Origin of the sequence: Streptomyces sp. NRRL B-24085 (genome assembly GCF_001282115.1) — a bacterium.
In the GTDB taxonomy this organism is placed as follows: Bacteria; Actinomycetota; Actinomycetes; order Streptomycetales; family Streptomycetaceae; genus Streptomyces.
Window position 1 is genome coordinate 1 of the sequence record NZ_LJBR01000072.1, and the last position, 19,458, is coordinate 19,458.

At 71.8% G+C, this 19,458-nt stretch carries 21 protein-coding genes; 10 read left to right on the plus strand and 11 right to left on the minus strand.

What is annotated here, in order from left to right; genetic code table 11:
* On the minus strand, positions 1 to 711 hold a 711-nt coding region (locus AOJ26_RS10990), incomplete at its 3' end, for an ArgP/LysG family DNA-binding transcriptional regulator (protein ID WP_053848080.1).
* A 69-nt stretch (positions 712 to 780) separates the two neighbouring features.
* Here AOJ26_RS10990 and AOJ26_RS10995 point away from each other — a divergent pair.
* Both AOJ26_RS10995 and AOJ26_RS11000 read left to right on the plus strand, forming a co-directional pair.
* The gene (locus AOJ26_RS10995) at positions 781 to 1,398 is read left to right on the plus strand and encodes a LysE/ArgO family amino acid transporter (RefSeq protein ID WP_053848044.1); all 618 of its coding nucleotides are present in this window, start codon (positions 781 to 783) and stop codon (positions 1,396 to 1,398) included.
* Positions 1,399 to 1,504: 106 nt separating this feature from the next.
* On the plus strand, positions 1,505 to 2,803 hold the full coding sequence (locus tag AOJ26_RS11000) for an MFS transporter (protein WP_053848045.1): 1,299 nt from the start codon (positions 1,505 to 1,507) through the stop codon (positions 2,801 to 2,803).
* Between the two features lie 3 nt (positions 2,804 to 2,806).
* Here AOJ26_RS11000 and AOJ26_RS11005 read toward each other — a convergent pair whose 3' ends face one another.
* From AOJ26_RS11005 to AOJ26_RS11015, 3 genes are all read right to left on the minus strand, one after another.
* Complete coding sequence (locus tag AOJ26_RS11005; RefSeq protein WP_053848046.1) at positions 2,807 to 3,262, minus strand: cyclic nucleotide-binding domain-containing protein; 456 nt, start codon at positions 3,260 to 3,262, stop codon at positions 2,807 to 2,809.
* Positions 3,263 to 3,520: 258 nt separating this feature from the next.
* On the minus strand, positions 3,521 to 4,999 hold the full coding sequence (locus tag AOJ26_RS11010; RefSeq protein WP_053848047.1) for an aminotransferase class I/II-fold pyridoxal phosphate-dependent enzyme: 1,479 nt from the start codon (positions 4,997 to 4,999) through the stop codon (positions 3,521 to 3,523).
* A 55-nt stretch (positions 5,000 to 5,054) separates the two neighbouring features.
* The gene (locus tag AOJ26_RS11015) at positions 5,055 to 5,264 is read right to left on the minus strand and encodes a hypothetical protein (protein WP_053848048.1); all 210 of its coding nucleotides are present in this window, start codon (positions 5,262 to 5,264) and stop codon (positions 5,055 to 5,057) included.
* A gap of 62 nt (positions 5,265 to 5,326) precedes the next feature.
* Between AOJ26_RS11015 and AOJ26_RS43455 the strand changes: the two genes are divergently transcribed.
* The 6 genes from AOJ26_RS43455 (at position 5,327) to AOJ26_RS11040 (ending at position 8,576) form a co-directional block, all read left to right on the plus strand.
* Positions 5,327 to 5,464 carry a hypothetical protein gene (locus tag AOJ26_RS43455; RefSeq protein WP_159044259.1) on the plus strand — a complete coding sequence of 46 codons (138 nt, stop codon included), beginning with the start codon at positions 5,327 to 5,329 and terminating at the stop codon, positions 5,462 to 5,464.
* 14 nt (positions 5,465 to 5,478) lie between these two features.
* Complete coding sequence (locus AOJ26_RS11020; protein WP_053848049.1) at positions 5,479 to 5,922, plus strand: ATP-binding protein; 444 nt, start codon at positions 5,479 to 5,481, stop codon at positions 5,920 to 5,922.
* A 204-nt stretch (positions 5,923 to 6,126) separates the two neighbouring features.
* Positions 6,127 to 6,984: a SigB/SigF/SigG family RNA polymerase sigma factor gene (locus AOJ26_RS11025; protein WP_053848050.1), complete on the plus strand. Its 858-nt coding sequence runs from the start codon at positions 6,127 to 6,129 to the stop codon at positions 6,982 to 6,984.
* A gap of 20 nt (positions 6,985 to 7,004) precedes the next feature.
* On the plus strand, positions 7,005 to 7,223 hold the full coding sequence (locus AOJ26_RS11030; protein ID WP_053848051.1) for a DUF5133 domain-containing protein: 219 nt from the start codon (positions 7,005 to 7,007) through the stop codon (positions 7,221 to 7,223).
* A 56-nt stretch (positions 7,224 to 7,279) separates the two neighbouring features.
* Positions 7,280 to 8,113 (plus strand): DUF1206 domain-containing protein, encoded by an 834-nt coding sequence (locus AOJ26_RS11035; protein ID WP_053848052.1) that lies wholly within the window; start codon positions 7,280 to 7,282, stop codon positions 8,111 to 8,113.
* Positions 8,114 to 8,141: 28 nt separating this feature from the next.
* On the plus strand, positions 8,142 to 8,576 hold the full coding sequence (locus tag AOJ26_RS11040) for a hypothetical protein (RefSeq protein WP_053848053.1): 435 nt from the start codon (positions 8,142 to 8,144) through the stop codon (positions 8,574 to 8,576).
* Between the two features lie 5 nt (positions 8,577 to 8,581).
* On the opposite strand, the gene AOJ26_RS11045 is transcribed toward AOJ26_RS11040, so the two are convergent.
* The 3 genes from AOJ26_RS11045 to AOJ26_RS11055 all read right to left on the minus strand — a co-directional run bounded on the left by AOJ26_RS11045 (position 8,582) and on the right by AOJ26_RS11055 (position 12,557).
* Positions 8,582 to 10,801, minus strand: a complete 2,220-nt coding sequence (locus AOJ26_RS11045; RefSeq protein ID WP_053848054.1) for an FUSC family protein — start codon at positions 10,799 to 10,801, stop codon at positions 8,582 to 8,584.
* A gap of 74 nt (positions 10,802 to 10,875) precedes the next feature.
* Positions 10,876 to 11,088, minus strand: a complete 213-nt coding sequence (locus tag AOJ26_RS11050) for a DUF4287 domain-containing protein (protein ID WP_053848055.1) — start codon at positions 11,086 to 11,088, stop codon at positions 10,876 to 10,878.
* Between the two features lie 92 nt (positions 11,089 to 11,180).
* The gene (locus AOJ26_RS11055; protein WP_053848056.1) at positions 11,181 to 12,557 is read right to left on the minus strand and encodes an NAD(P)/FAD-dependent oxidoreductase; all 1,377 of its coding nucleotides are present in this window, start codon (positions 12,555 to 12,557) and stop codon (positions 11,181 to 11,183) included.
* A gap of 267 nt (positions 12,558 to 12,824) precedes the next feature.
* On the opposite strand from AOJ26_RS11055, the gene AOJ26_RS11060 reads away from it, so the two are divergent.
* On the plus strand, positions 12,825 to 13,184 hold the full coding sequence (locus AOJ26_RS11060; RefSeq protein ID WP_053848057.1) for a hypothetical protein: 360 nt from the start codon (positions 12,825 to 12,827) through the stop codon (positions 13,182 to 13,184).
* A 15-nt stretch (positions 13,185 to 13,199) separates the two neighbouring features.
* Here AOJ26_RS11060 and AOJ26_RS11065 read toward each other — a convergent pair whose 3' ends face one another.
* Entirely contained in the window at positions 13,200 to 13,604 is a 405-nt protein-coding gene (locus tag AOJ26_RS11065; RefSeq protein WP_053848058.1) for an ATP-binding protein, read from the minus strand.
* Positions 13,605 to 13,756: 152 nt separating this feature from the next.
* Positions 13,757 to 15,661, minus strand: a complete 1,905-nt coding sequence (locus tag AOJ26_RS11070; protein ID WP_053848059.1) for an AMP-dependent synthetase/ligase — start codon at positions 15,659 to 15,661, stop codon at positions 13,757 to 13,759.
* Positions 15,662 to 15,813: 152 nt separating this feature from the next.
* Between AOJ26_RS11070 and AOJ26_RS11075 the strand changes: the two genes are divergently transcribed.
* Positions 15,814 to 16,047, plus strand: a complete 234-nt coding sequence (locus tag AOJ26_RS11075) for a DUF6480 family protein (protein WP_053848060.1) — start codon at positions 15,814 to 15,816, stop codon at positions 16,045 to 16,047.
* Between the two features lie 3 nt (positions 16,048 to 16,050).
* Here AOJ26_RS11075 and AOJ26_RS11080 read toward each other — a convergent pair whose 3' ends face one another.
* Positions 16,051 to 17,139 carry a glutamate--cysteine ligase gene (locus tag AOJ26_RS11080; protein ID WP_053848061.1) on the minus strand — a complete coding sequence of 363 codons (1,089 nt, stop codon included), beginning with the start codon at positions 17,137 to 17,139 and terminating at the stop codon, positions 16,051 to 16,053.
* A 108-nt stretch (positions 17,140 to 17,247) separates the two neighbouring features.
* Positions 17,248 to 19,455: a 1,4-alpha-glucan branching enzyme gene (gene glgB / locus AOJ26_RS11085; RefSeq protein WP_053848062.1), complete on the minus strand. Its 2,208-nt coding sequence runs from the start codon at positions 19,453 to 19,455 to the stop codon at positions 17,248 to 17,250.
* Positions 19,456 to 19,458 lie beyond the last annotated feature (3 nt).

The following is a 19,458-nucleotide window of genomic DNA, read 5'->3' on the forward strand; positions in this document are numbered from 1 at the left end:
CCCCAGGCCCCGCGCGACCGCCTCCACGAACCCCTCCGACGTGGGCACCGCGTGCCGGACCCGGCTCGCTCCGCCGAGGCCGAGGCCCCGCAGGAACCCGTCCTGGATGTCGTCGCTGCGGTCGAAGGTCACCACCGGAGCGTCCGCCAGCCGGTCCGGCGACGGTCCCGCGAGCCACCGCTCGACGAACCCGGGCTCCGCGGCCGCGAGATACCGCATGCGCCCCAGCGCGCGCACCGAACAGCCCGCCACCGCCTCGGGGGAGGACGTCACCGCCGCCATCACCAGTCCCTCCCGCAACAGTTCCGCGGTACGGGTCTCGTCCTCGCGACGGAGCTCGAAGCACAGCCGCTCCCGGCCCGGCACCCGCGTGAGCGCCTCCAGGAACCAGGTCGCCAGCGAGTCGGCGTTCACCGCGACCGACACCCGGGTCACCTCCTGCTCGCCCGGCACGCCCAGCTCGGCGAGGGCGTCCCGTTCGAGGCGGGCGAGCTGGCGGGCGAACCGCACGACGACCTCGCCGGACTCGGTCGGCCGCACCGGTTTCGTGCGCACCAGCAGGACCCGACCGGTGCGCTGCTCCAGCGCCTTCACCCGCTGGCTCACCGCCGAGGGCGTCACGTGCAGGGCGGCGGCGGCCGCGTCGAACGTGCCCTCGTCGACCACCGCGAGCAGCGTCCGTACCTGATCCAGGGGGAGTTCCGTCATCATCACGACGGCTAATGATACATAAGAATCTTTAGCTGTACGTGCGGTGATCGTCTCCGTACCGTCGACGTCATGCCCGCTGCTCTGTCCGCCGCCGCCGCTGGTTTCGGCACCGGCCTCTCGCTCATCGTCGCCATCGGCGCCCAGAACGCCTTCGTCCTGCGCCAGGGGGTCCGCCGTGACGCGGTCCTCGCCGTGGTCGGCATCTGCGCCCTGTCCGACGCCGTGCTCATCGCCCTCGGGGTCGGCGGTGTCGGGGCGGTGGTGGTGGCCTGGCCCGGCGCGCTGACCCTGGTCGGCTGGATCGGGGGCGGGTTCCTGCTGTGCTACGGCGCTCTCGCCGCCCGCCGGGTCCTGCGGCCGGGGCAGTCGGGCCTGCGGACGGAGGGCGAGGCGACGGGTTCCCGCAGACGGGCCGTGCTGACCTGTCTCGCGATGACCTGGCTCAACCCGCACGTCTACCTCGACACCGTGTTCCTGCTCGGCTCCGTGGCCGCGGACCGCGGCCCGCTGCGCTGGACCTTCGGCCTCGGCGCGGTGCTCGCGAGCCTGTGCTGGTTCGCGGCGCTCGGCTTCGGGGCCCGGCTGCTCAGCCGCTTCCTGGCCAGGCCCACGGCCTGGCGGGTCCTCGACGGACTGGTCGCCGTGACGATGATCGCCCTGGGCGCCACCCTCGTGGCCGGCGCATGAACCCCCGGTCCGCGTCCACGACCTGAGACATGGCGTCCCGAACGCCCGCCCGATGCTGCGATAGTGAACCCTGGCCCGATAGATGTAACGAGCAACCAGGAATCGCGTGGACACCGGCGAGAGCAGCACCCAACCCCAGACACCCGCGACGGAAGAGGCGCCGCCGCCCCGGCGCGGCTGGCGCCGCTGGGCGATGGACACCCGCCCGCTGCGCATCCCGGCCTACCGCCGGCTGTGGAGCTCGACCATTGTCACGGCCGTCGGCAGCCAGCTCACCGCCGTCGCGGTGCCCAAGCAGATATTCGACATCACCGGCTCCTCGGCCTGGGTCGGCGCCGCGAGCCTGGCCGGACTGCTCCCGCTGATCGTGTTCGCGCTGTGGGGCGGCGCGGTCGCCGACAGCATGGACCGCCGCAGGCTCCTCCTGATCACCAACACGGGCATCGCCGTCACCTCGGTCCTGTTCTGGCTCCAGGCGGTCAGCGGCCTCGGCTCGGTGGCCGTCCTCATGGTCCTGCTCGCGGTGCAGCAGGCGTTCTGGGGCCTGAACGCCCCCGCCCGCAACGCCTCCATCGCCCGTCTGGTCCCCGAGGGGCAACTGGCCGCCGCCAACGCCCTCGGCTCCACCGTCATGCAGACCGGGCAGGTGGTCGGACCGCTGCTCGCGGGTGTGCTGATCCCGGTGATCGGCCTGCCCGAGCTGTACCTCGTCGACGCGCTGGCGCTGTGCGTGACGGTGTGGGCGGTGTACCGGCTGCCCTCCCTGCCGCCGCTCGCCGCCGCGGGGGCACGCCGGGCGGGCGTGCGGGAGATCGCCGAGGGCTTCCGGTACATCTCTGCGCACAAGGTGCTGCTGCTGTCCTTCCTCGCGGACATCGTCGCCATGGTCTTCGGCATGCCCCGGGCCCTGTTCCCGCAGCTCGCCTCCGAGACCTACGCCCCGTACGGCGAAGAGCTCGCGCTGGGCCTGCTGTTCGCCGCGATCCCGATCGGCGCGGTGGTCGGCGGACTGTTCTCCGGCACGTTCTCCCGGGCCCGCCGGCACGGCTGGATGGTCATCGGCGCGGTCGTCGCCTGGGGCTTGGCCGTCACCGGGTTCGGGCTGAGCAGCAGTCTGTGGCTCGCGGTGGTGTTCCTGGCCGTCGCCGGGGTCGCCGACATGGTCTCGATGGTCTTCCGCGGGGCGATCCTGCTCTCCGCCGCCACCGACGAGATGCGCGGCCGGATGCAGGGCGTCTTCACCGTCGTCGTCGCGGGCGGCCCTCGCCTCGCCGACGTCCTGCACGGCACCGCCGGCTCGGTCTTCGGCGCCCGCAGCGCGGTCGCCGGCGGCGGGCTCCTCGTCGTCGCCGTCATGCTGACGCTGGCCTTCGCGGTGCCCGCGCTGCGCCGCTACCGGATCTGAACCCTAGAGAACCCCCCTGCGGTGCGAGCCGTACTGCTCCATGAGCTTGCCCCGGGTCGTCTCCAAGCGGTGGGCGAGGATCTCGGCGACGCTGCGCACCAGGATCATGCCGAGCTGCCGGTCCTCCTCGCACAGCCGCAGCACCGCCGCCGCGTCGAACTCGTAGGCCCGCACCGGGCTGAAGGCCTCCGCGCCGAAGTCCCACCGGTAGGGCGGGAACAGCCAGGACCAGCCGAGCAGGTCGCCCGAACCGAGTCCGGCGACGGTGACCAGGTGGTGGCTGGTCACCTGCTGGGTCAGCGAGACCGCTCCGGAGCGGATGACCCAGAAGCGGTCGGCCGTACCGCCGGCCTCGAAGATGTGGAAGTCCTCGGGGAAGGAGACCTCCCTGGCGAGCGTCATCAGGCTCTGGCGCTGCGGCTGCGGTAGTGCGGTCAGCAGTTTTGTCGCTTTGGTCATGACGCGGGGCTCCTCGCCGGCGATGGATTCCGGTGTTGTGCCTACGCCCATTTCAGCGGCTGCCGCCGTTCGGGGCACCTCGGCGGATGTGAGGATCTGCGGAGGGCATGAAAAAGCCCTGGCTGGACGGGGGAGGCCAGCCAGGGCAGTCAGAGGCGGTGTCGGAGGACGGTGTGTCGACCCCGTCACCACGTATGGATGAACCGTAAACCATCCATGGCGATTTCGCGCAATCGGATCCGGGGTGCGTGACCGGTTTCACTCGGCGGACGTGTCGACCACCCGGATCGTCTCCAGCTCCGCGTCGGCGGGGTCCGGCAGGTTCATGCCTGCGGCCAGCCCGGTCCGCAGATACTCCAGCACGGGTCCGGTCAGCAGCTCGCCGGGCAGCACGGCCGGGATCCCCGGCGGGTACGGCGTGATCATCTCGGCCGCGATCCGTCCGGCGGCCCGGTCGACCGGCACGTTCTCGGCCGGACCGAAGAACGCGTCCCGGGGCAGCCTGGCCTGCTCCATCCGCAGCTCGGACGGCGGCGGCACCTCCATCCGCGGGGCCGGGGCCAGCTCCGGCGCGACCTGGGCGAGATCCCGGAGCGCCGCCAGCAGTTCGTCCGTCGTCTCCTCGTCGTCGCCGTGGGTGATCTGCATGCCGATGCGCCGGTGGTCGTTGAGGTGGGCGTCGATGTGCCGGTGCTCGTGCAGCCAGTCCGCCGCCTGGAACCCCGAGATGCCGAGTTCCGAGAGATCGATGACGCCGGGCAGCGGATCGAGGTCGTCGGCCAGGCCGGGCCCGCAGAAGTCGTCGCGGTCGTTGACGTGCATCCCGTCGATCTCCTCGATCGCGGCATGGACCCGGGCCGCGAGATCCAGCGCCCCGCCCATCAACTCCTTGCCCCGCAACGCCATTTGGCGGCGCCAGCCGTCCAGGCCGGCGTACAGCAGCACCGAGGGGCTGGTCGTGCCCAGCAGGTCGGCCCGCATCTTCAGCAGGTCCGGCGGCACCAGATCGCCCCGCAGATGGAAGACGGACCCCTGCTCAAGACCGCTGCCCATCTTGTGGATGCTGGTCACACAGATGTCGGCGCCCGCGTCCATGGCCCAGGACGGCAGATCGGGGTGGAAGGGCAGGTGCGCGCCCCACGCCTCGTCCACGATCAGCGGCACCGAACGGCGGTGGCACACCGCGGCGATGTCCCCCAGGGCCGCGCACGTCCCGTACGGTGTCGGGCTGGTGACCAGGGCGCCCTTCGCGTCGGGGTGGGCTTCGAAGGCCCGCTCGTACTCCTCGGCGGACGGCGGGTGCGCGAGGTGACGCTCGGCGTCCCACCGCGGTTCGACCCAGACCGGCTCGATCCCGGACAGGATCAGCCCGGACACCACCGACTTGTGCGCGTCCCGCCCGATCAGCAGCTTCTCGTGCGGGCCCGCCACGGCCAGCATCGCCGCCTTCACGGACAGGGAACTCCCGCACGTGGTGAAGAACGTGTGGTCGGCGTGCACGGCGTCGGCCATCAGCTCCTCGGCCCGCTCTAGCACCCGCCCCCGGGTCAGCCGGTCGTCCAGGCCGCCCGAGGCCAGCACATCCCCGAGGAAGACCGCGTCCCCCAGGACCTCCCGCACCGCCGGATCGGCCCCGCGCGCCTGCTTGTGCCCCGGGGGCGCGAAGGAGAGCTGCCCCCTGCGGTGGTAGTCGGCCAGGGCTTCCAGAACCGGTGCTCGGGTGTGATCCACAGTCATTGCCCCCGGGTGCCCGGCCCGGACGTGCGTCAATCCGGACCGCGGCGCCCGGCGGTCAGCGACTGCCCGGCCTGAGCACCTCGTCCAGCACCCGGGTCACGGCCTCGTAGGCCAGGGTGCGCACGGCGGCGTCCCGCGCGGCCTGCGGATCGGAGCCTTCCAGCTCGTCGCTGCGGGCCCGCCAGGAGCGCTCCTCCTCCGCCGCACAGGCCCGGGCACGCTGGATACGGCGCAGCAGTTCATCTGAGTCCACGACATCCGTCATGCACTTCGCGTACCCAGGGAACACGATCGAACCGCCCGCGTTCCCGCCCGGAACGGGGAGGTTTGACCCCGCGCACAGAGGTGAGCCGATTACTGGAGGCCTACGGAGGGCGCGCACCGTACAGCACGGTCACCGTGTCCGTGGGTCCGGCCGGGCCCGGCTTCTGCTTCACCGACCTCAACGACCAGTCGATCCACTGATCAGGAGCCACGTCATGTGCGATGAGCACAGGACCGCAGCCACCCCCGAAATCCCGGTCGCACGCCGGCGCGTGAGCCCGCGGCCGTACCGGCCCGCCGAGGCCCGCCAGGCGGTCGAACAGGCCGTGTCCGAACGCTGCCGCGCCACGCACACCCCGTGCGACGCGCAGGCACTCTCGGACGCCCTGCTCGTCGCCTCGGAACTCACCACCAACGCGATGCTGCACGGGGGCGGGGTCACCGACTTCCGCGTCACCGTCGAGGGCAGGGGCGTGTGCGTCTCGGTCAGCGACCGCAGCGCCGCGCTGCCGGTGGCCAAGGCACCCGTCGACCCCCACGGCCGGTGGCACCCCGGCGGCCACGGCTGGCCGATCGTCTGCCGGCTGTCCCGCGACGTGCGCGTGACCGACCTGCCCTCGGGCGGGAAGTGCATCACCGCCGTGGTGCCCCTGAGCTAGTCCGGCACTCCTGTGCCGGCCGCCGGAAAACGGAGTTTCGCCGACGGAGTTTGGGCCGCATGCAGCAGGGCAGACGCAGTTTCGTGCTTCGGACCGGAGGCGCGCCAGCGGGAGCTGCATGGCTGCTGCGGGCCCCACTTCGGCGGTCCCGGCGTCTTCCTCCCGCGGTCAGTCCCTGAACCCGTTCTTCAGGAGCGAATCCGCATGCTCACCGACACGTCGACCAGCCGTCCCACCACGCAGGACCGTCCCACCACCCCCGGCAGGCGGCGGCACGACGACGCCCCCGACACCATGGCCCTCTTCACCCGGCTCGCCGGGCTGGAGGAAGGCCCCGAGCGCGACGCACTGCGCGACGAACTCGTCACCGCCTGGCTGCCCATGGCCCACCGCATCGCGGGCCGGTTCCGCGACCGCGGCGAGTCCATCGAGGACCTGCGCCAGGTCGCCGCCCTCGGCCTCGTGAAGGCCATCGACCGGTTCGAACCGGAACGAGGAGCCTTCGAGAGCTACGCCGTCCCCACCATCACCGGCGAGGTCAAGCGCCACTTCCGCGACCGCATGTGGGCCCTCAGGGTGCCCCGCCGCGTCCAGGAACTGCGCAACAAGGTGCGGGTGGCCCGCCGCGAGCTCACCCAGAACCCCGGTTCCCCGGAACCGACGCCCGCCGACATCGCCGCCCACACCGGCCTGACCGAGGAAGAGGTCACCACCGGTCTCGAGGCCCTCGAAAGCTTCAGCACCCTCTCCCTGGACGCCGAGCTCTCGGCCGGCGACGACGGCTACAGCCTCGCCGACACCCTGGGCGGCCCCGACACCTCGTACGACGTCGTGGTCGACCGCGAGTCCGCCAAGGAGGGCCTGCGCAAGCTGCCCGAGCGCGAGCGCGCCATCCTCTACATGCGTTTCTTCGAGGACATGACCCAGAGCCGGATCGCCGACCAGCTCGGCATCTCGCAGATGCACGTCTCCCGGCTCATCAGCCGCAGCTGCGCCCGCGTGCGCGACGAGGCGCTGGCCGACCGGGCGAGGCGGCAGGCCGACGGCCCTGCCGGGGCCTGAGAACACGCGGAGGAAGACGGATGCTGATACCCGATCGCACGTTCCTGCGGCGGCTCGTCCAGGAGTACGAGGCACTGCGGGCCGAGGAGTCCGCGACGCCGGCCGAACAGAGCCCCCGGGCCCGGGACCTCGCCTACACACTCTGTGTGTCCACCGGCACGCGGGACGTGCGGCTGGCCCTGGAGACGGCTCACCGTCTGCTCGGCGCCGTGCCCGAACCCGCGCGACTGGCCGACTGACCGCATTTCCGCGTGACCGCCCGCCTGGACGGTCCGGACTTCCCAGGGGGGATGAGATGAGCACGAGTTCCACGGCGGGAACCGCCCGGTTCCAGGCCAGACGAGCGGCACGCGGCTCGGTGACGGAGTACGCGGCCCGCGCGGGATTCACCGCCCGCGGAGTGATCTACCTGCTGGTCGGTGTACTGGCGCTGCAGATCGCCTTCGGCGACGGCAAGCGCCAGGCCGACCGCGGCGGCGCCCTCGCCGCCCTCGCCGACAAGCCGTTCGGTTCCGTCGTCCTGTGGGCGCTGGGGATCGGGCTCGTCGGCATGGCCCTGTGGCGCCTGTCGGAAGTCGTGTTCGGCTCGGTCGGCCCCGACGGCCGCAAGGCCACGAAACGAATGCTGTCCGCGGCCCGCTGCATTTTCTACTCCTTCGTCGCCTACTCCGTGCTGTCCTTCGCGGTCGGCTCGGGCAGCGGCGGATCCAGCGACAAGCAGTCCAAGGACGTCACCGCGCGGGTTCTGGAGTGGCCCGCCGGGCAGTGGCTGGTCGGGATCGCCGGCGTCGGCGTGGCGGTGGCGGGTGTGTGGATCGCCGCACAGGCCCTGCGCAGGTCCTTCCACGACAAGATGAAGCTCGCCCAGATGAGTCCGCGGGTCCGGAAGCTCGTCGACGTGACGGGCGTGGGCGGGGGAGTGGCGCGCGGTGTGGTGTTCACCGCCGCGGGCGCGTTCGCCGTCCGGGCCGCGGTCGACTACGAGCCCAAGAAGGCCAAGGGCCTCGACGACACGCTCCGCTCCTTCGCCGACACCCCGCTGGGACCGTGGTTGCTCGTCCTGGTCGCCGTGGGTCTGGTGCTGTTCGGGGTGTTCTCGTTCGCGATGGCCCGCTGGCGGAGGGTCTGAGCCGCCGCTCACGGGGAACCCGGGGTTCATGAACGAACCCGAGCTTCCGCCCGACGGCAGGCCCGTGGACGTCTACCTGGACCTGCTGCGCATCCGTATGGCCTCGGACGACTACGAGCTCCTGCTCAGCGTGGTCCGTCCGGTCCTGCGGGCCATCGACGAACACCAGTTGCCCGCTCTGGACTTCGCGCTAGAGGACAGCCAGCAGGACGGGCTGCCCCAGGAGATCCGCGACGAGGCCGCCCTGGTCATCGCCACCGCGGTGACCGGCCGTATGGACAACAAGGTGATCGAACTCCACGTCGACGACGGCAACAGCCCGATCCGGGTGGTCACCGACGCGGACACGGCCTCCGATCCGGTCCGCCTCGGTGAGATCGCCGAGTACATCCGCGAACGCCGGCGGCTCGACGACGAGTTGCGCGGCATCGCCGAGGTGAGCGGTCTGCCCACGGATCTCTGAGCGCCCTATCGTCCGGGCGTCGCGACCGGCACGTCCAGCGGCCGGGCCAGACCCACCAGGGTCTCGTCCAGCCGCTGGACGTGCCGCAGCACGCGGTCGGTGACCCGGCCGAAGCGCGGGGTTCCGGGGACCTCGGACTCCAGGAGCGAGGCGATGCTCGGCCCGGTCTCGACCCGGGCGGTGGAGCGTTCGTCGGCGACGTGCGCGGCGATGGCCGCGATGTTCTCCCCGATGCGCCGGCCGGCCCTGCGCAGCCGGGGGTCGGCCGCGATCGAGGGGTGCGTGGGCAGCAGTTCCGCCGTGGCCGCCAGTGAGCGCGCGTGGTACGCGCAGGTCTCCAGGAGCGCCACGACATAGCGGGCCGTGTCCCGCCTGGCCCGCAGCGGTGTGATCGGGTGGGTGAGCGGCTGGGTGGCCGCCCGCAGGTCGGCCAGTGCCTGGTCCAGGTCGCGCGCCCGGTCGAGCAGTTCCTCAGGGGAGCCCCCGCTGAGCTGGTCCACGGCGGCCTCGGTGACCTCGTCGAGCCGCTCCAGGACGGTGACGAGCAGGTCGTTCGTGCGCCGGTCCGTGCGCACCGGCAGGACGAAGGCCGCCGCGATCACCCCGCAGGCCGCGCCGAGCGCGGTCTCCTCCACGCGCAGCACCAGCACCGAGAGGCTGTAGGTGTGCAGCAGCGTGTAGAGCAGTCCCAGCGCAGCGGTGACGAAGAACGACATCAGCGTGTAGGAGAGCGGCGCGGTGTAGAACATCGCGAACACCAGCACCAGCACCAGGGCGAACGCCGTCCAGGTGTGCTGCCCGACCGCCCCCGCCAGCACGATCCCGGCCAGCACGCCGAGGACGGTGCCGAGCAGCCGGCGGTAGCCCTTGACCAGGATCTCGCCCGTGGACGCGGTGTTGATGAAGACGATCCAGCAGGTGAGCACGGCCCAGTACCAGCGCTGGCTGGAGAGGAACTCGCCGCCGACGATGGCGAGCGCCGACCCCACGGCGACCTGCACCGCGGCCCGTGTGGTGGGCCGCCTGAGCCCGGTGAGCTCCTCCTGCGTCCCGCCGTCCTCCTCACCGGATTCGATGACGGCGTCCTCGGCGTCCAGTTCTTCGCGTGAGCGTGCCGTCGCGGGGGAGTCGTCCGACTCGTCCTGCGGGCCGTCCAGGGCGATCCTGAGGCCGAGGACCGCGCGGGCGGCCTCGCCGATGCCGCGGAAGACGTCCTGGACCGCGGGCGGCGCGGGCGGCAGGTTCTCCTCCTCCCGGTAGCCGAGGAGCCGGTTGCGGACCTGGGACAGGGCCGTGCCGGACCTGGCGGCGACCGGGCGCAGCACCAGCAGCCGCAGCGCCTCCAGGTCGCGGCGCACCCGGTTCATCGCCTCGTCCCGGCCGGGCATCCGGCCGGGACGAGGCGCCGGCGCACCCGGCAGATGCAGGGTGAGGGTGTCCGCGCGCTCGGAGCTGCGGGCCGTCAGCAGCAGCAGACCGAGCCGCTCGGCGGCGATCTCGGCGTCCGCGACGCGCCGTTGCACCAGCCGCGCCGCGCCCGCGTCCGAGGTCCCCTCCTCCAGCCGCCCCTGGATCATCAGCGCGGTCTCGTGCAGCCGCGCGGTCCCCTCGCGTACGTCCTTCAGCGCCCCGTCGATCTCCTCGGGCCCGGCGTCCAGCAGCGCGAGCTGTGCGGACACGAGCTGGGCCAGCCGGACCCGGAAGGCCTCCCGCAGGCGTTCGAGGAGGCCCGCGGGGGTCTCCGGCACCAGCAGGAAGCGTGCCGTCGCGCTGCACAGGAAGGCGACCCCGAGGACGCCGTACAGCTCGGGCAGGCCGGAGACGGAGGCGCCGACGAACAGGGACACGAAGTAGATCTGGAAGCCGATCAGGCCGAGCGCGGTGCCCCGGTCGCCGAAGCGGCGGCCGTAGACCGCGCAGAAGATCAGCGCGACGAAGAACAGGTCACCGGCCAGCACCCGGGAGCTCAGCAGCGCGCCCAGGGACATCGAGACCAGGGCCACCGGGAGGCCCAGGGCGAGGGTCACGGCCTGCGGGGCGCGCTGCTTCTCCCGGATGGCGAAGGTCGCGACCATCGCCGCGATGGCGCCCGCCACCAGGTGCGGGACGCTCATCCCCAGCACACCGAGCACGGCCAGCGTGAGCGCGATCGCCCCCACCGTGCGCAGACCGGCGGCCAGCCGCAGCAGGCCCGGGTCCGACGCGGCGACCCGATCGCGCAGCATCGCTGTGTTCACTCCGCCGTACTCACTCCCGTGTCACGTCATGATCCGTTCCAGCATGGCACGGGAGTGGTGGATCACTCGCCCCTGGCCTCCGCGAGGGTGTGGGCGACCAGTGCGTTGGCGTGGCCGTGCCCCATCCCGTGCTCGGTCTTCAGCCAGGCGACCAGCTCCATGTGCCGGGTCAGCGGCGAGGACCGGACGAGCTCCTGCCACTCGGCGACCGGGCGGCCGTACTTCTTCTCGATGGAGGGGAAGTAGCTCGCGGGGCCCTTCACGGTCTCGGCCATGGCGGTGTCCTCTCGGTGGCGATCTGCTGTCCCCTCTGGGACCGCCGACCGGCCCGGAACCAATCGGCGGCTCGAAGTGACGTGCGCCACACCTACTGGCCGAGCTGTCCTGTCCCCTCGACCTGGGCCCGGACCTGCTCCGGTGTCAGATACGCGTCCGTGTACTCGAAGTCCTTCAGCTTGGCGGGCTTGCGGGCCTGGAAGCCGGTGCGGACGAAGTCGTCGCCCGCGACGGCGTTGAGCGTCCAGTTCGTCGCCACGCGGACCTTGGCGACATTGGTGCGCAGCGCGGCCCAGTGGTAGCCGCGGGCGGCGAACTGGGCGGGCAGGCCGCGCAGTTCGATGCCGAGCGGCTTGGAGACGGCGTCCGTGCCGCCGAGGTCGACGACCAGGCCGAGGTCCTTGTGGACGTACGGCTTCAGCGCCTGACCCCGCAGGGTCGCGATGACGTTGTCGGCGACCACCTTGCCCTGGCGCATGGCGTGTTGGGCCGTGGGCGGGCAGATCGCGCTGTCGTCGTCCTTGGCCTTGTCGGGCACGGCGGCGGAGTCGCCGAGCGCGAAGACGCCGTCGTGGCCCGGCAGGGTCATCTCGGCGGTCACCGCGAGCCGCCCGCGAATCGTCTCCGCGCCGAGCGTGGCGATCAGCGGGCTGGCGACCACCCCGGCCGTCCAGATCAGGGTGCGGGTCGGCACCACCCGGCCGTCGGTGAAGGTGACCTCCTCGGGGCCCGCCTTCTCGATCGACACCCCGAGCGACACGTCGATGCCGCGCCGGCGCAGGATCTCCTGCGCGCTGCGGCCCAGCTTGTCGCCCAGCTCCGGCATCAGCTTCGGGGCGATGTCGATCAGATGCCACTTGATCAGCGACGGGTCGATGCGCGGGTAGCGCTTGACCGCAGCGTGGGTCAGCTTCTGCAGACAGGCGGCGGTCTCGGTGCCGGCGTATCCGCCGCCGACCACCACGAACTGCAGCCGGGCCGCCCGCTCGGCCGGGTCGTGGCTGGCGTCCGCGAGGTCGAGCTGGGAGATGACGTGGTCGCGGATGTAGGCGGCCTCGGCGAGCGTCTTCATGCCGAAGGCGTGCTCGGTGAGACCGGGGATGTCGAAGGTGCGGGTGATGCTGCCGGGGGCCAGCACGATGTAGTCGTACGGCTCGTTGACGATCTCGTCCGTGATGGTGCGGATCACGCAGACCTTGGACTTGAGGTCCACGCCGATCGCGCCGCCCGGGATGATCCGGGTGCGGTACTTCTTGCTGCGGCGCAGGGAGACGGCGATCGACTGGGGCGTCAGCACACCCGAGGCGACCTGGGGCAGCAGGGGGAGATAGAGCTGGTAGGCGAACGGCGTCACCAGGGTGACATCGGCTTCGTCCGGGGAGAGCTTCCGCTCCAGCCGGCGCACGCATTCGACACCGGCGAAGCCGGCGCCGACCACCAGGATCCTGGGTCGTGTCACGGTGTTCATCCCTTTCTGCGGCTCCAGGCGGTCTGCCTCGAACGCCCTTCGTCTGCCCGTGCGGGCGCGACGAATGCGTCGATGACCACCTTGCCCGTCCTGACCTGAAAGTGCACCGGGAGAAAGGTGAAGGAGGTGCGCGGACCGGACGCGGGGAAACCGCTTGTGAGGGGGCCGGCCGCCGAATGTGTGTGCGGCAGAGGGGTATGGGGTGCTGTGGACCCGCCCGCAGCGAAGAGGCGGGATCCGTGCAGCGCTCGGGAGGGAAGGAGCAGCGTGACCACCGACAGAATCTGGTCGTACGCGCCGGACAGCGGATACGTCGAGGGACAGGACCTGACGGGCTTCAGCGTCGTCGCGAGCGACGGCACGATCGGACACGTGGACCGGCAGGCCGCCCCCGACGGCATGGAGCACCTCGTCGTCGACACCGGCGTCTGGATCTTCGGCCGCAGCGTCCTGGTCCCGGTGGGCGTCGTCACCCGGGTCGACACCGAGGGCCGGCGGATCACCCTGGCCTGCACCGAGTCGGAGGTGAAGGCGGCCCCCCGCTTCCGCACCGACAGCGAGACCAGGGACCGTGAGTACCTCGCGGCGGTCGGCGCCTACTACCTGGGGCTCACGGCCACCGCATGACGCGAGCGCGGCGGGTCACCACGGCAGGAAGACGTGCACGTCCTTGCCGCGCTCGTCCGTCACCACGCTGACCTGGTCGCACAGCGCGTGGACCAGGTGCCAGCCGATGCCGCCGCCGCCCGTGCGCGGATCGAAGGAACGGGGCGCCGGCGGCGTCGGGTTGGTGTCGCGCAGCGTCACGTGCACGCCGTCGAAGGTGCGGCGCATGCGCAGCACGAACGGCCCGGGGGCGTACTGGACGGCGTTGGCGGCGAGTTCCGTCACCACCAGCAGGATGTCGTCCCAGTGCTCCGGGGTCGCGGGCGGCACGCTCTCGCCGAGTTCGTCCAGGAATTCTTCAGCGGCGAGCCGCGCACCCGTCACGCATTGCGGCTCGCCCGCGAAACGGGTGGTGCGGCTCGGAATCGCCTCGGAAGTCAGTGTCTCGTCCCAATGCGGCTCGGTGCCGAGCCGCTCTCACGGCCCGGCGTCAGCGGGTTGTCGTACTCTCTCACGTCGCCAATGAGCCGTGTTCCCGAGGGCAGGCTCCCCAATCGTCCTCACCTTCGGGAACGCGCTCGAAGGGCGAGGTTTCACCGGAACACGTTGTCCGAGTCGTCCCAGCTCAGCAAGTCCTCCGTCGAGGTGCGCCGGGCGCCGGCCGAGCGGGCCTGGTACATCGCGTCGATCTCCGCCGCGTACCGGTGCACGATCTCGTCCCGGCGCAGCTTCATCGACGGCGTCAGCAGGCCGTTGGCCAGGTCGAACGGCTCGGGCAGCACACGGAACACCCGGATCGACTCCGAGCGCGAGACGGTGCTGTTGGCGGCTGCCACCGCCCGCGCGATCTCCTCCCGCAGCGCGTTCTCCTCCCGGGCCTCGCGCGCCGAGGGATCCTGCTGGGCCACCAGCACTCCGCGCCAGTGCGCCAGGAACACCGGGTCCAGGGTGAGCAGGGCGCCCACGCAGGGCCGGTTGTCGCCCACCACCACGGCCTGGTGGATGAGCGGGTGCATCCTCAGCCGGTGCTCCAGGGCGGCCGGGGCCACGCTCTTGCCGCTGGCGGTGACGATGATGTCCTTCTTGCGGCCGGTGATGGTCAGATAGCCGTCGGCGTCCAGTCGTCCGAGGTCGCCGGTCGCCAGCCAGCCGCCGTACAGCGCGGCGCGGGTCGCGGCCTCGTCGTTCACATAGCCCTGGAAGACGGACGGCCCGCGCACCAGGATCTCCCCGTCGTCCGCCACCCGCAGATCCACGCCCGGCAGCGGCCGGCCCACGGTCCCGGACTTCTCCCGGCCCAGCGGCTGCATGGTGATCCCGCCGGAGGTCTCCGTGAGGCCGTACCCGTCGTGGACGTAGATGCCGATGCCCTCGTAGAACAGGGACAGCTCGCGGTTGAGGGTGGAGCCGCCCGAGGTGGCGCGGCGGGCCCGGCCGCCCAGCGCGGCCCGCAGCCTGCGGTACACCGTCCGCTCGTACAGGGCGTGCTGGAGCCGCAGGTCGAACCCCGGCCCGGGGCCCTCGCCCAGTCGCTGCCGCTCGCAGGCCAGGGCGAAGTCGCGGGCCGTGTCGGCGGCCCGCTCGAACAGTGCACCGCGGCCCGCCTGCTGGGAGGCGCGCAGGAAGTTCTTGTAGATCTTCTCGAACACCGAGGGGACGGCGTAGAAGTAGGTGGGGCGGAAGGACTGCAGGGACGCCGCCAGCGCCTCCTCGCCGAGGTCGGGCTCGTGGGCCATGAGCAGACCGCCGCGGATGCACACGCCCTGGATCATCAGGCCGTACACATGGGAGAAGGGCAGGAAGGCGAGGACGGACGGCTGCTCCCCGGGGGCCGCCGTGATGTGGCGCCAGCCTTCGAGGAGGGTGTCGACCGGGCTCGCGAGGCCCCGGTGGCTCAGCGCGCAGCCCAGCGCGTGACCCGTGGTGCCGGAGGTGTAAGCGACGACCGCCGTGGAGTCCGGCAGCACGATGCGGCGCAGCGACTCGACCGTGGCGAGCGGGATCGTCCGGCCCCGCTCCGTCAGGTCCGCCAGCGCGTCCGCGTCGAGCTGCCAGACGTGGCGCAGCCGGGGCAGCGAGGCACACACCGAGCCGACCGTCATGACCGCCTGTTCGTCCTCCACCACCACGGCCACACAGCCGGCGTCGCGCAGGATCCACTCGACCTGCTCGCGGGCGGACGTCGGATAGATCGGGACGACCTCGGCGCCGACCGTCCACAGGGCGTAACTGAGGACCGTCCACTCGTAACGGGTGCGCGCCATGATCGCCACCCGGTGGCCCGGTGAGATCCCGGAGGCGACCAGTCCCTTGGCGAGGTCCACGACCTCGTCCCGCAGTTGGACGGCCGTGACGTTCTGCCAGCCTCCCGAGGAGCCCTCGGGGCGGCGGGCGAGCACCGGCAGGGCGGGCTCCAGCTCCGCCCGCTCGAACACGCTGTCGGCCAGACCGCCGCTGGAGCGCGAGAGGGTCCGGGGAGCGAGGGCGAAGTCGCGCATGCGCTGCTCCTGACGTGTACGGGCTGTGACGGCGCGGACGAGTTCGGTCAACCGCGGTGCTCGAATCTAGCCCAGGCGCGAGCGAGTGGTACCGGGAATACGGAAGTAAGCGGTCACCCGTGATCTCGTTGAGATCGGGGCACTCGGACCGCATGAGTTACACGAACCCAGATCCCGAACCCGAGCGCACCACCGGACTGGAACCGGGCGGCGGCGTACCCCCCGGCGAGACCCCGCCGGCCGAGAGCAGCCTGCCCGAGGCCGGCCCGCGGGAGACGCACAACCCGACCAGGGGCTGGGCCAAGGGCCCGCTGGCCCTGATCCTGCTCCTGGTCGTCCTCGTCGCCGCGTTCTTCCTGGTGTACGCAATCGTCCTGGCCCTGTGAGCCCTAAGCCTGGGTCAGCTTCACGCACTCGGTGACCACGCTCCGCAGGCTGCCGGTGCGCTCCAGCAGCTCGCGCTGCACCCGGGCGCCGTTGCCGTGCCGCAGCAGTCCGGCGCAGGCTTCGCGGGCCCGGTCCAGGTCACCGCTGTCGGCGAGTGCGTCCTCGACGTGCTCCAGCAGGGCGCGCACCACCGTCTCCGCGGGCACCCGGTGCATCGTCGCCGGGTGGAGCAGTTCCCCGGACAGTCCGGAGCGCGCGGCCTGCCAGGCCGCGAGGCGCAGCAGACTCACACTGTGCGTCACCGGTTCCCGCTCCGCCCGCCACTCGCGCGCGGCCGTCTCCACCAGTCCGCGGGCGAGGGTGGCGAGGAGCACGGCGGTGTCCGACTGAAGGCAGACGTCCGAGACCCGGATCTCCACCGTCGGGTAGTTCCGGGACAGCCGGGCATCGAAGTAGATCATGCCCTCGTCCAGGATGACGCCGGTCGCCACCATGTCCGCCACCCGCCGGTGATAGCGCTCCGCCGAGCGGAACGGCTCGGTCGGACCGGCCGAGGGCCAGCGCTGCCACACCCGGCTGCGGTAACTGCTGTAACCGGTGTCCTTGCCCTGCCAGAAGGGCGAGTTGGCACTGATCGCGGCCAGCACGGTCAGCCAGGGCTGGATGCGGTCGACGACGGCGACGGCCTCCTCGTCCGACTCCACGGACACGTGGACATGACAGCCCATGACGAGCTGCTCCCGGGTGGCGATGCCGTACTGGTCCGCCATCCACTGGTAGCGCCGGCCGACGCCCACGGACGGGCTGACGGGCAGCGGCGAGGTGGCCAGGGAGACCACGGCACAACCGCTGTCGCCGGCCAGCCGGGCGGCCTCCTTGCGGCAGCGCACGATCTCCGCGCGGAGTTCCTCCATGCCCGACTGCGGGTGGGTGGCGAACTCCACCATCTGGTTGTGCAGTTCCTTCTCGAAGACGTCCTGGTCCGGCTCGTCCTGCGCGGCCCGCGCGAGGACGGCAGCGGACAGCGCCTGCGGCTCGCCGGTCTCGGGGTCGACCAGGAGGAGTTCCTCCTCCACTCCCACGGTGCGCACGTGATACAGCCCTTTCTGTGGCCCTCGGCGACGACGAGGATGCTGGTTCTCGTACGACCCCGACTGCCCCTTCGGGGCCGGTCGGACACCTCCGTGTCGCCTGCGGACTCAGTCGGGCACCGGGACCAGCCACACCGTCGCGAGCGGCGGCAGGGTGAGCCGCAGCTCCCCGTCCTCCGCCTTGACCGGGTCGCGCCGCACGACGTCCCCGCCGCCGTAGCACGCGGCGTCGGTGTTGAGGGCCTCCAGCCACAGGGGGCGGCCCTCGGGCACGGTGAGGCGGTAGTCCTCGCGCACGACGGGGGAGAGGTTGGAGACCGCGAGCAGCGGGCCGCCCGCCGAGTCGAACCTCAGGAAGGCGAAGACGTTGTCCTCGGCCGCGTCCCCGACCACCCACCGGAAGCCGCCGGGGTCGGTGTCGCGCTCCCACAGGGCGGGGGTCGCCCGGTACACCGTGTTCAGGTCGCGCACCAGATCGCGCACGCCCCGGTGGTCGGCCTCGGCCCCGTACGCCGGGTCGAGCAGCCACCAGTCTGGGCCGTGCGCCTCGGACCACTCCGCGCCCTGGGCGAACTCCTGGCCCATGAAGAGGAGTTGCTTGCCGGGGTGCGCCCACATGAAGCCGAGGTAGGCGCGGTGGTTGGCGCGCTGCTGCCACCAGTCGCCGGGCATCTTGGACACCAGCGCCTGCTTGCCGTGGACGACCTCGTCGTGGGAGATCGGCAGGACGTAGTTCTCGCTGTACGCGTACACCATCGAGAAGGTCATCTCGTTGTGGTGGTACTTGCGGTGCACCGGCTCATGGCTGATGTAGCCGAGGGAGTCGTGCATCCAGCCCATGTTCCACTTCAGGCCGAACCCCAGGCCGCCGCTGTCCGTGGGGCGGGTCACGCCGTCCCAGGCCGTGGACTCCTCGGCGATCGTGACGACACCCGGTGCCCGGCGGTACACGGTCGCGTTCATCTCCTGGAGGAAGGCGACCGCGTCGAGATCCTCCCGGCCCCCGAACACGTTGGGGCTCCACTGGCCGGAGTCGCGCGAGTAGTCGAGGTAGAGCATCGAGGCGACCGCGTCGACGCGCAGCCCGTCGATGTGGAACTCCTCGCACCAGTACACGGCGTTGGCGACCAGGAAGTTGCGCACCTCGACGCGCCCGAAGTCGAACTCGTACGTCCCCCAGTCCGGGTGCTCGGCACGCCGGGAGTCTCCCGGCTCGTACAGCGGGTCCCCGTCGAAGCGGGCCAGCGCCCAGTCGTCCTTCGGGAAGTGGGCCGGCACCCAGTCCATGATCACACCGACACCGGCCCGGTGGAGGGCGTCGATCAGGTACTTGAAGTCGTCGGGCGTGCCCAGCCGGGAGGTCGGCGCGTAGAAACCGGTGACCTGGTAGCCCCAGGAGCCGCCGAAGGGGTGCTCGGCGACCGGCATCAGCTCGACGTGGGTGAAGCCCAGGTCCTTGACGTAGCCGGGCAGTTGCTCGGCCAGCTCGCGGTACGTGAGGCCCTTGCGCCAGGACGGCAGGTGGACCTCGTAGACCGAGAACGGCGCCCGGTGCACCGGAAGGTCCCCGCGCCGGGCCATCCAGTCCTGGTCGCCCCACTCGAAGTGCGAGGCGGTCACCACGGACGCGGTCGCGGGCGGCACCTCGGTGGCGCGCGCCATCGGGTCGGCCTTGAGGAACCGGTCGCCGTACCGCGAGGTGATCTCGAACTTGTAGCGGGCGCCCTCGCCGATCCCCGGCAGGAACAGCTCCCACACCCCGGACGAGCCGAGCGAGCGCATCGGGAACGCCTGTCCGTCCCAGAACGTGAACTCCCCGGCGACCCGGACACCCTGGGCGTTGGGCGCCCACACGGTGAAGCGGGTGCCGGTCACGTCCTGGTGGGTCATCGGCTCGGCGCCGAGCGCCTTCCAGAGCTGCTCGTGGCGGCCCTCCCGGATGAGATGCAGGTCGGTCTCGCCGAGCGCGGGCAGGAAGCGGTAGGGGTCGTGAACCTCCTGCTCGCCGTCCGCGTACGACACCAGCAGGGTGTAGTCCGGGATCGCGCCGAGGGGCAGCAGGCCGGAGAAGAGACCGTCACCCTCCGAGGCCAGCTGTCTGCGCTCGCCGCCGATCACGACGCTCACCCCGCGGGCGAAGGGGCGCAGCGCCCGGAAGACGACCCCGTCCGCGACGGGATGGGCGCCCAGCAGCGCGTGCGGGTCGTGGTGGGCGCCGGCCAGCAGCCGGCCCCGGTCCGCGGGGTCGAGCGCGGGGGCCGGGGCACAGCGCGCCGGTCCGGACGGCTCGGGCAGTGTGGTGTCACGCAGGGCCACGGC

Excerpts from the sequence above, each read along its gene's own strand:
- AOJ26_RS11070 (WP_053848059.1), bottom strand. The coding sequence starts at position 15,661 with ATGCGCGACTTCGCCCTCGCTCCCCGGACCCTCTCGCGCTCCAGCGGC.
- AOJ26_RS11005 (WP_053848046.1), bottom strand. The coding sequence starts at position 3,262 with ATGACCAAAGCGACAAAACTGCTGACCGCACTACCGCAGCCGCAGCGC.
- AOJ26_RS11050 (WP_053848055.1), bottom strand. The coding sequence starts at position 11,088 with ATGGCCGAGACCGTGAAGGGCCCCGCGAGCTACTTCCCCTCCATCGAG.
- AOJ26_RS11015 (WP_053848048.1), bottom strand. The coding sequence starts at position 5,264 with ATGACGGATGTCGTGGACTCAGATGAACTGCTGCGCCGTATCCAGCGT.
- AOJ26_RS11010 (WP_053848047.1), bottom strand. The coding sequence starts at position 4,999 with ATGACTGTGGATCACACCCGAGCACCGGTTCTGGAAGCCCTGGCCGAC.
- AOJ26_RS11045 (WP_053848054.1), bottom strand. The coding sequence starts at position 10,801 with ATGCTGCGCGATCGGGTCGCCGCGTCGGACCCGGGCCTGCTGCGGCTG.
- AOJ26_RS10995 (WP_053848044.1), top strand. The coding sequence starts at position 781 with ATGCCCGCTGCTCTGTCCGCCGCCGCCGCTGGTTTCGGCACCGGCCTC.
- AOJ26_RS11030 (WP_053848051.1), top strand. The coding sequence starts at position 7,005 with ATGCTGATACCCGATCGCACGTTCCTGCGGCGGCTCGTCCAGGAGTAC.
- AOJ26_RS11025 (WP_053848050.1), top strand. The coding sequence starts at position 6,127 with ATGCTCACCGACACGTCGACCAGCCGTCCCACCACGCAGGACCGTCCC.
- AOJ26_RS11040 (WP_053848053.1), top strand. The coding sequence starts at position 8,142 with ATGAACGAACCCGAGCTTCCGCCCGACGGCAGGCCCGTGGACGTCTAC.
- AOJ26_RS11020 (WP_053848049.1), top strand. The coding sequence starts at position 5,479 with ATGTGCGATGAGCACAGGACCGCAGCCACCCCCGAAATCCCGGTCGCA.
- AOJ26_RS11055 (WP_053848056.1), bottom strand. The coding sequence starts at position 12,557 with ATGAACACCGTGACACGACCCAGGATCCTGGTGGTCGGCGCCGGCTTC.
- AOJ26_RS11035 (WP_053848052.1), top strand. The coding sequence starts at position 7,280 with ATGAGCACGAGTTCCACGGCGGGAACCGCCCGGTTCCAGGCCAGACGA.
- AOJ26_RS11075 (WP_053848060.1), top strand. The coding sequence starts at position 15,814 with ATGAGTTACACGAACCCAGATCCCGAACCCGAGCGCACCACCGGACTG.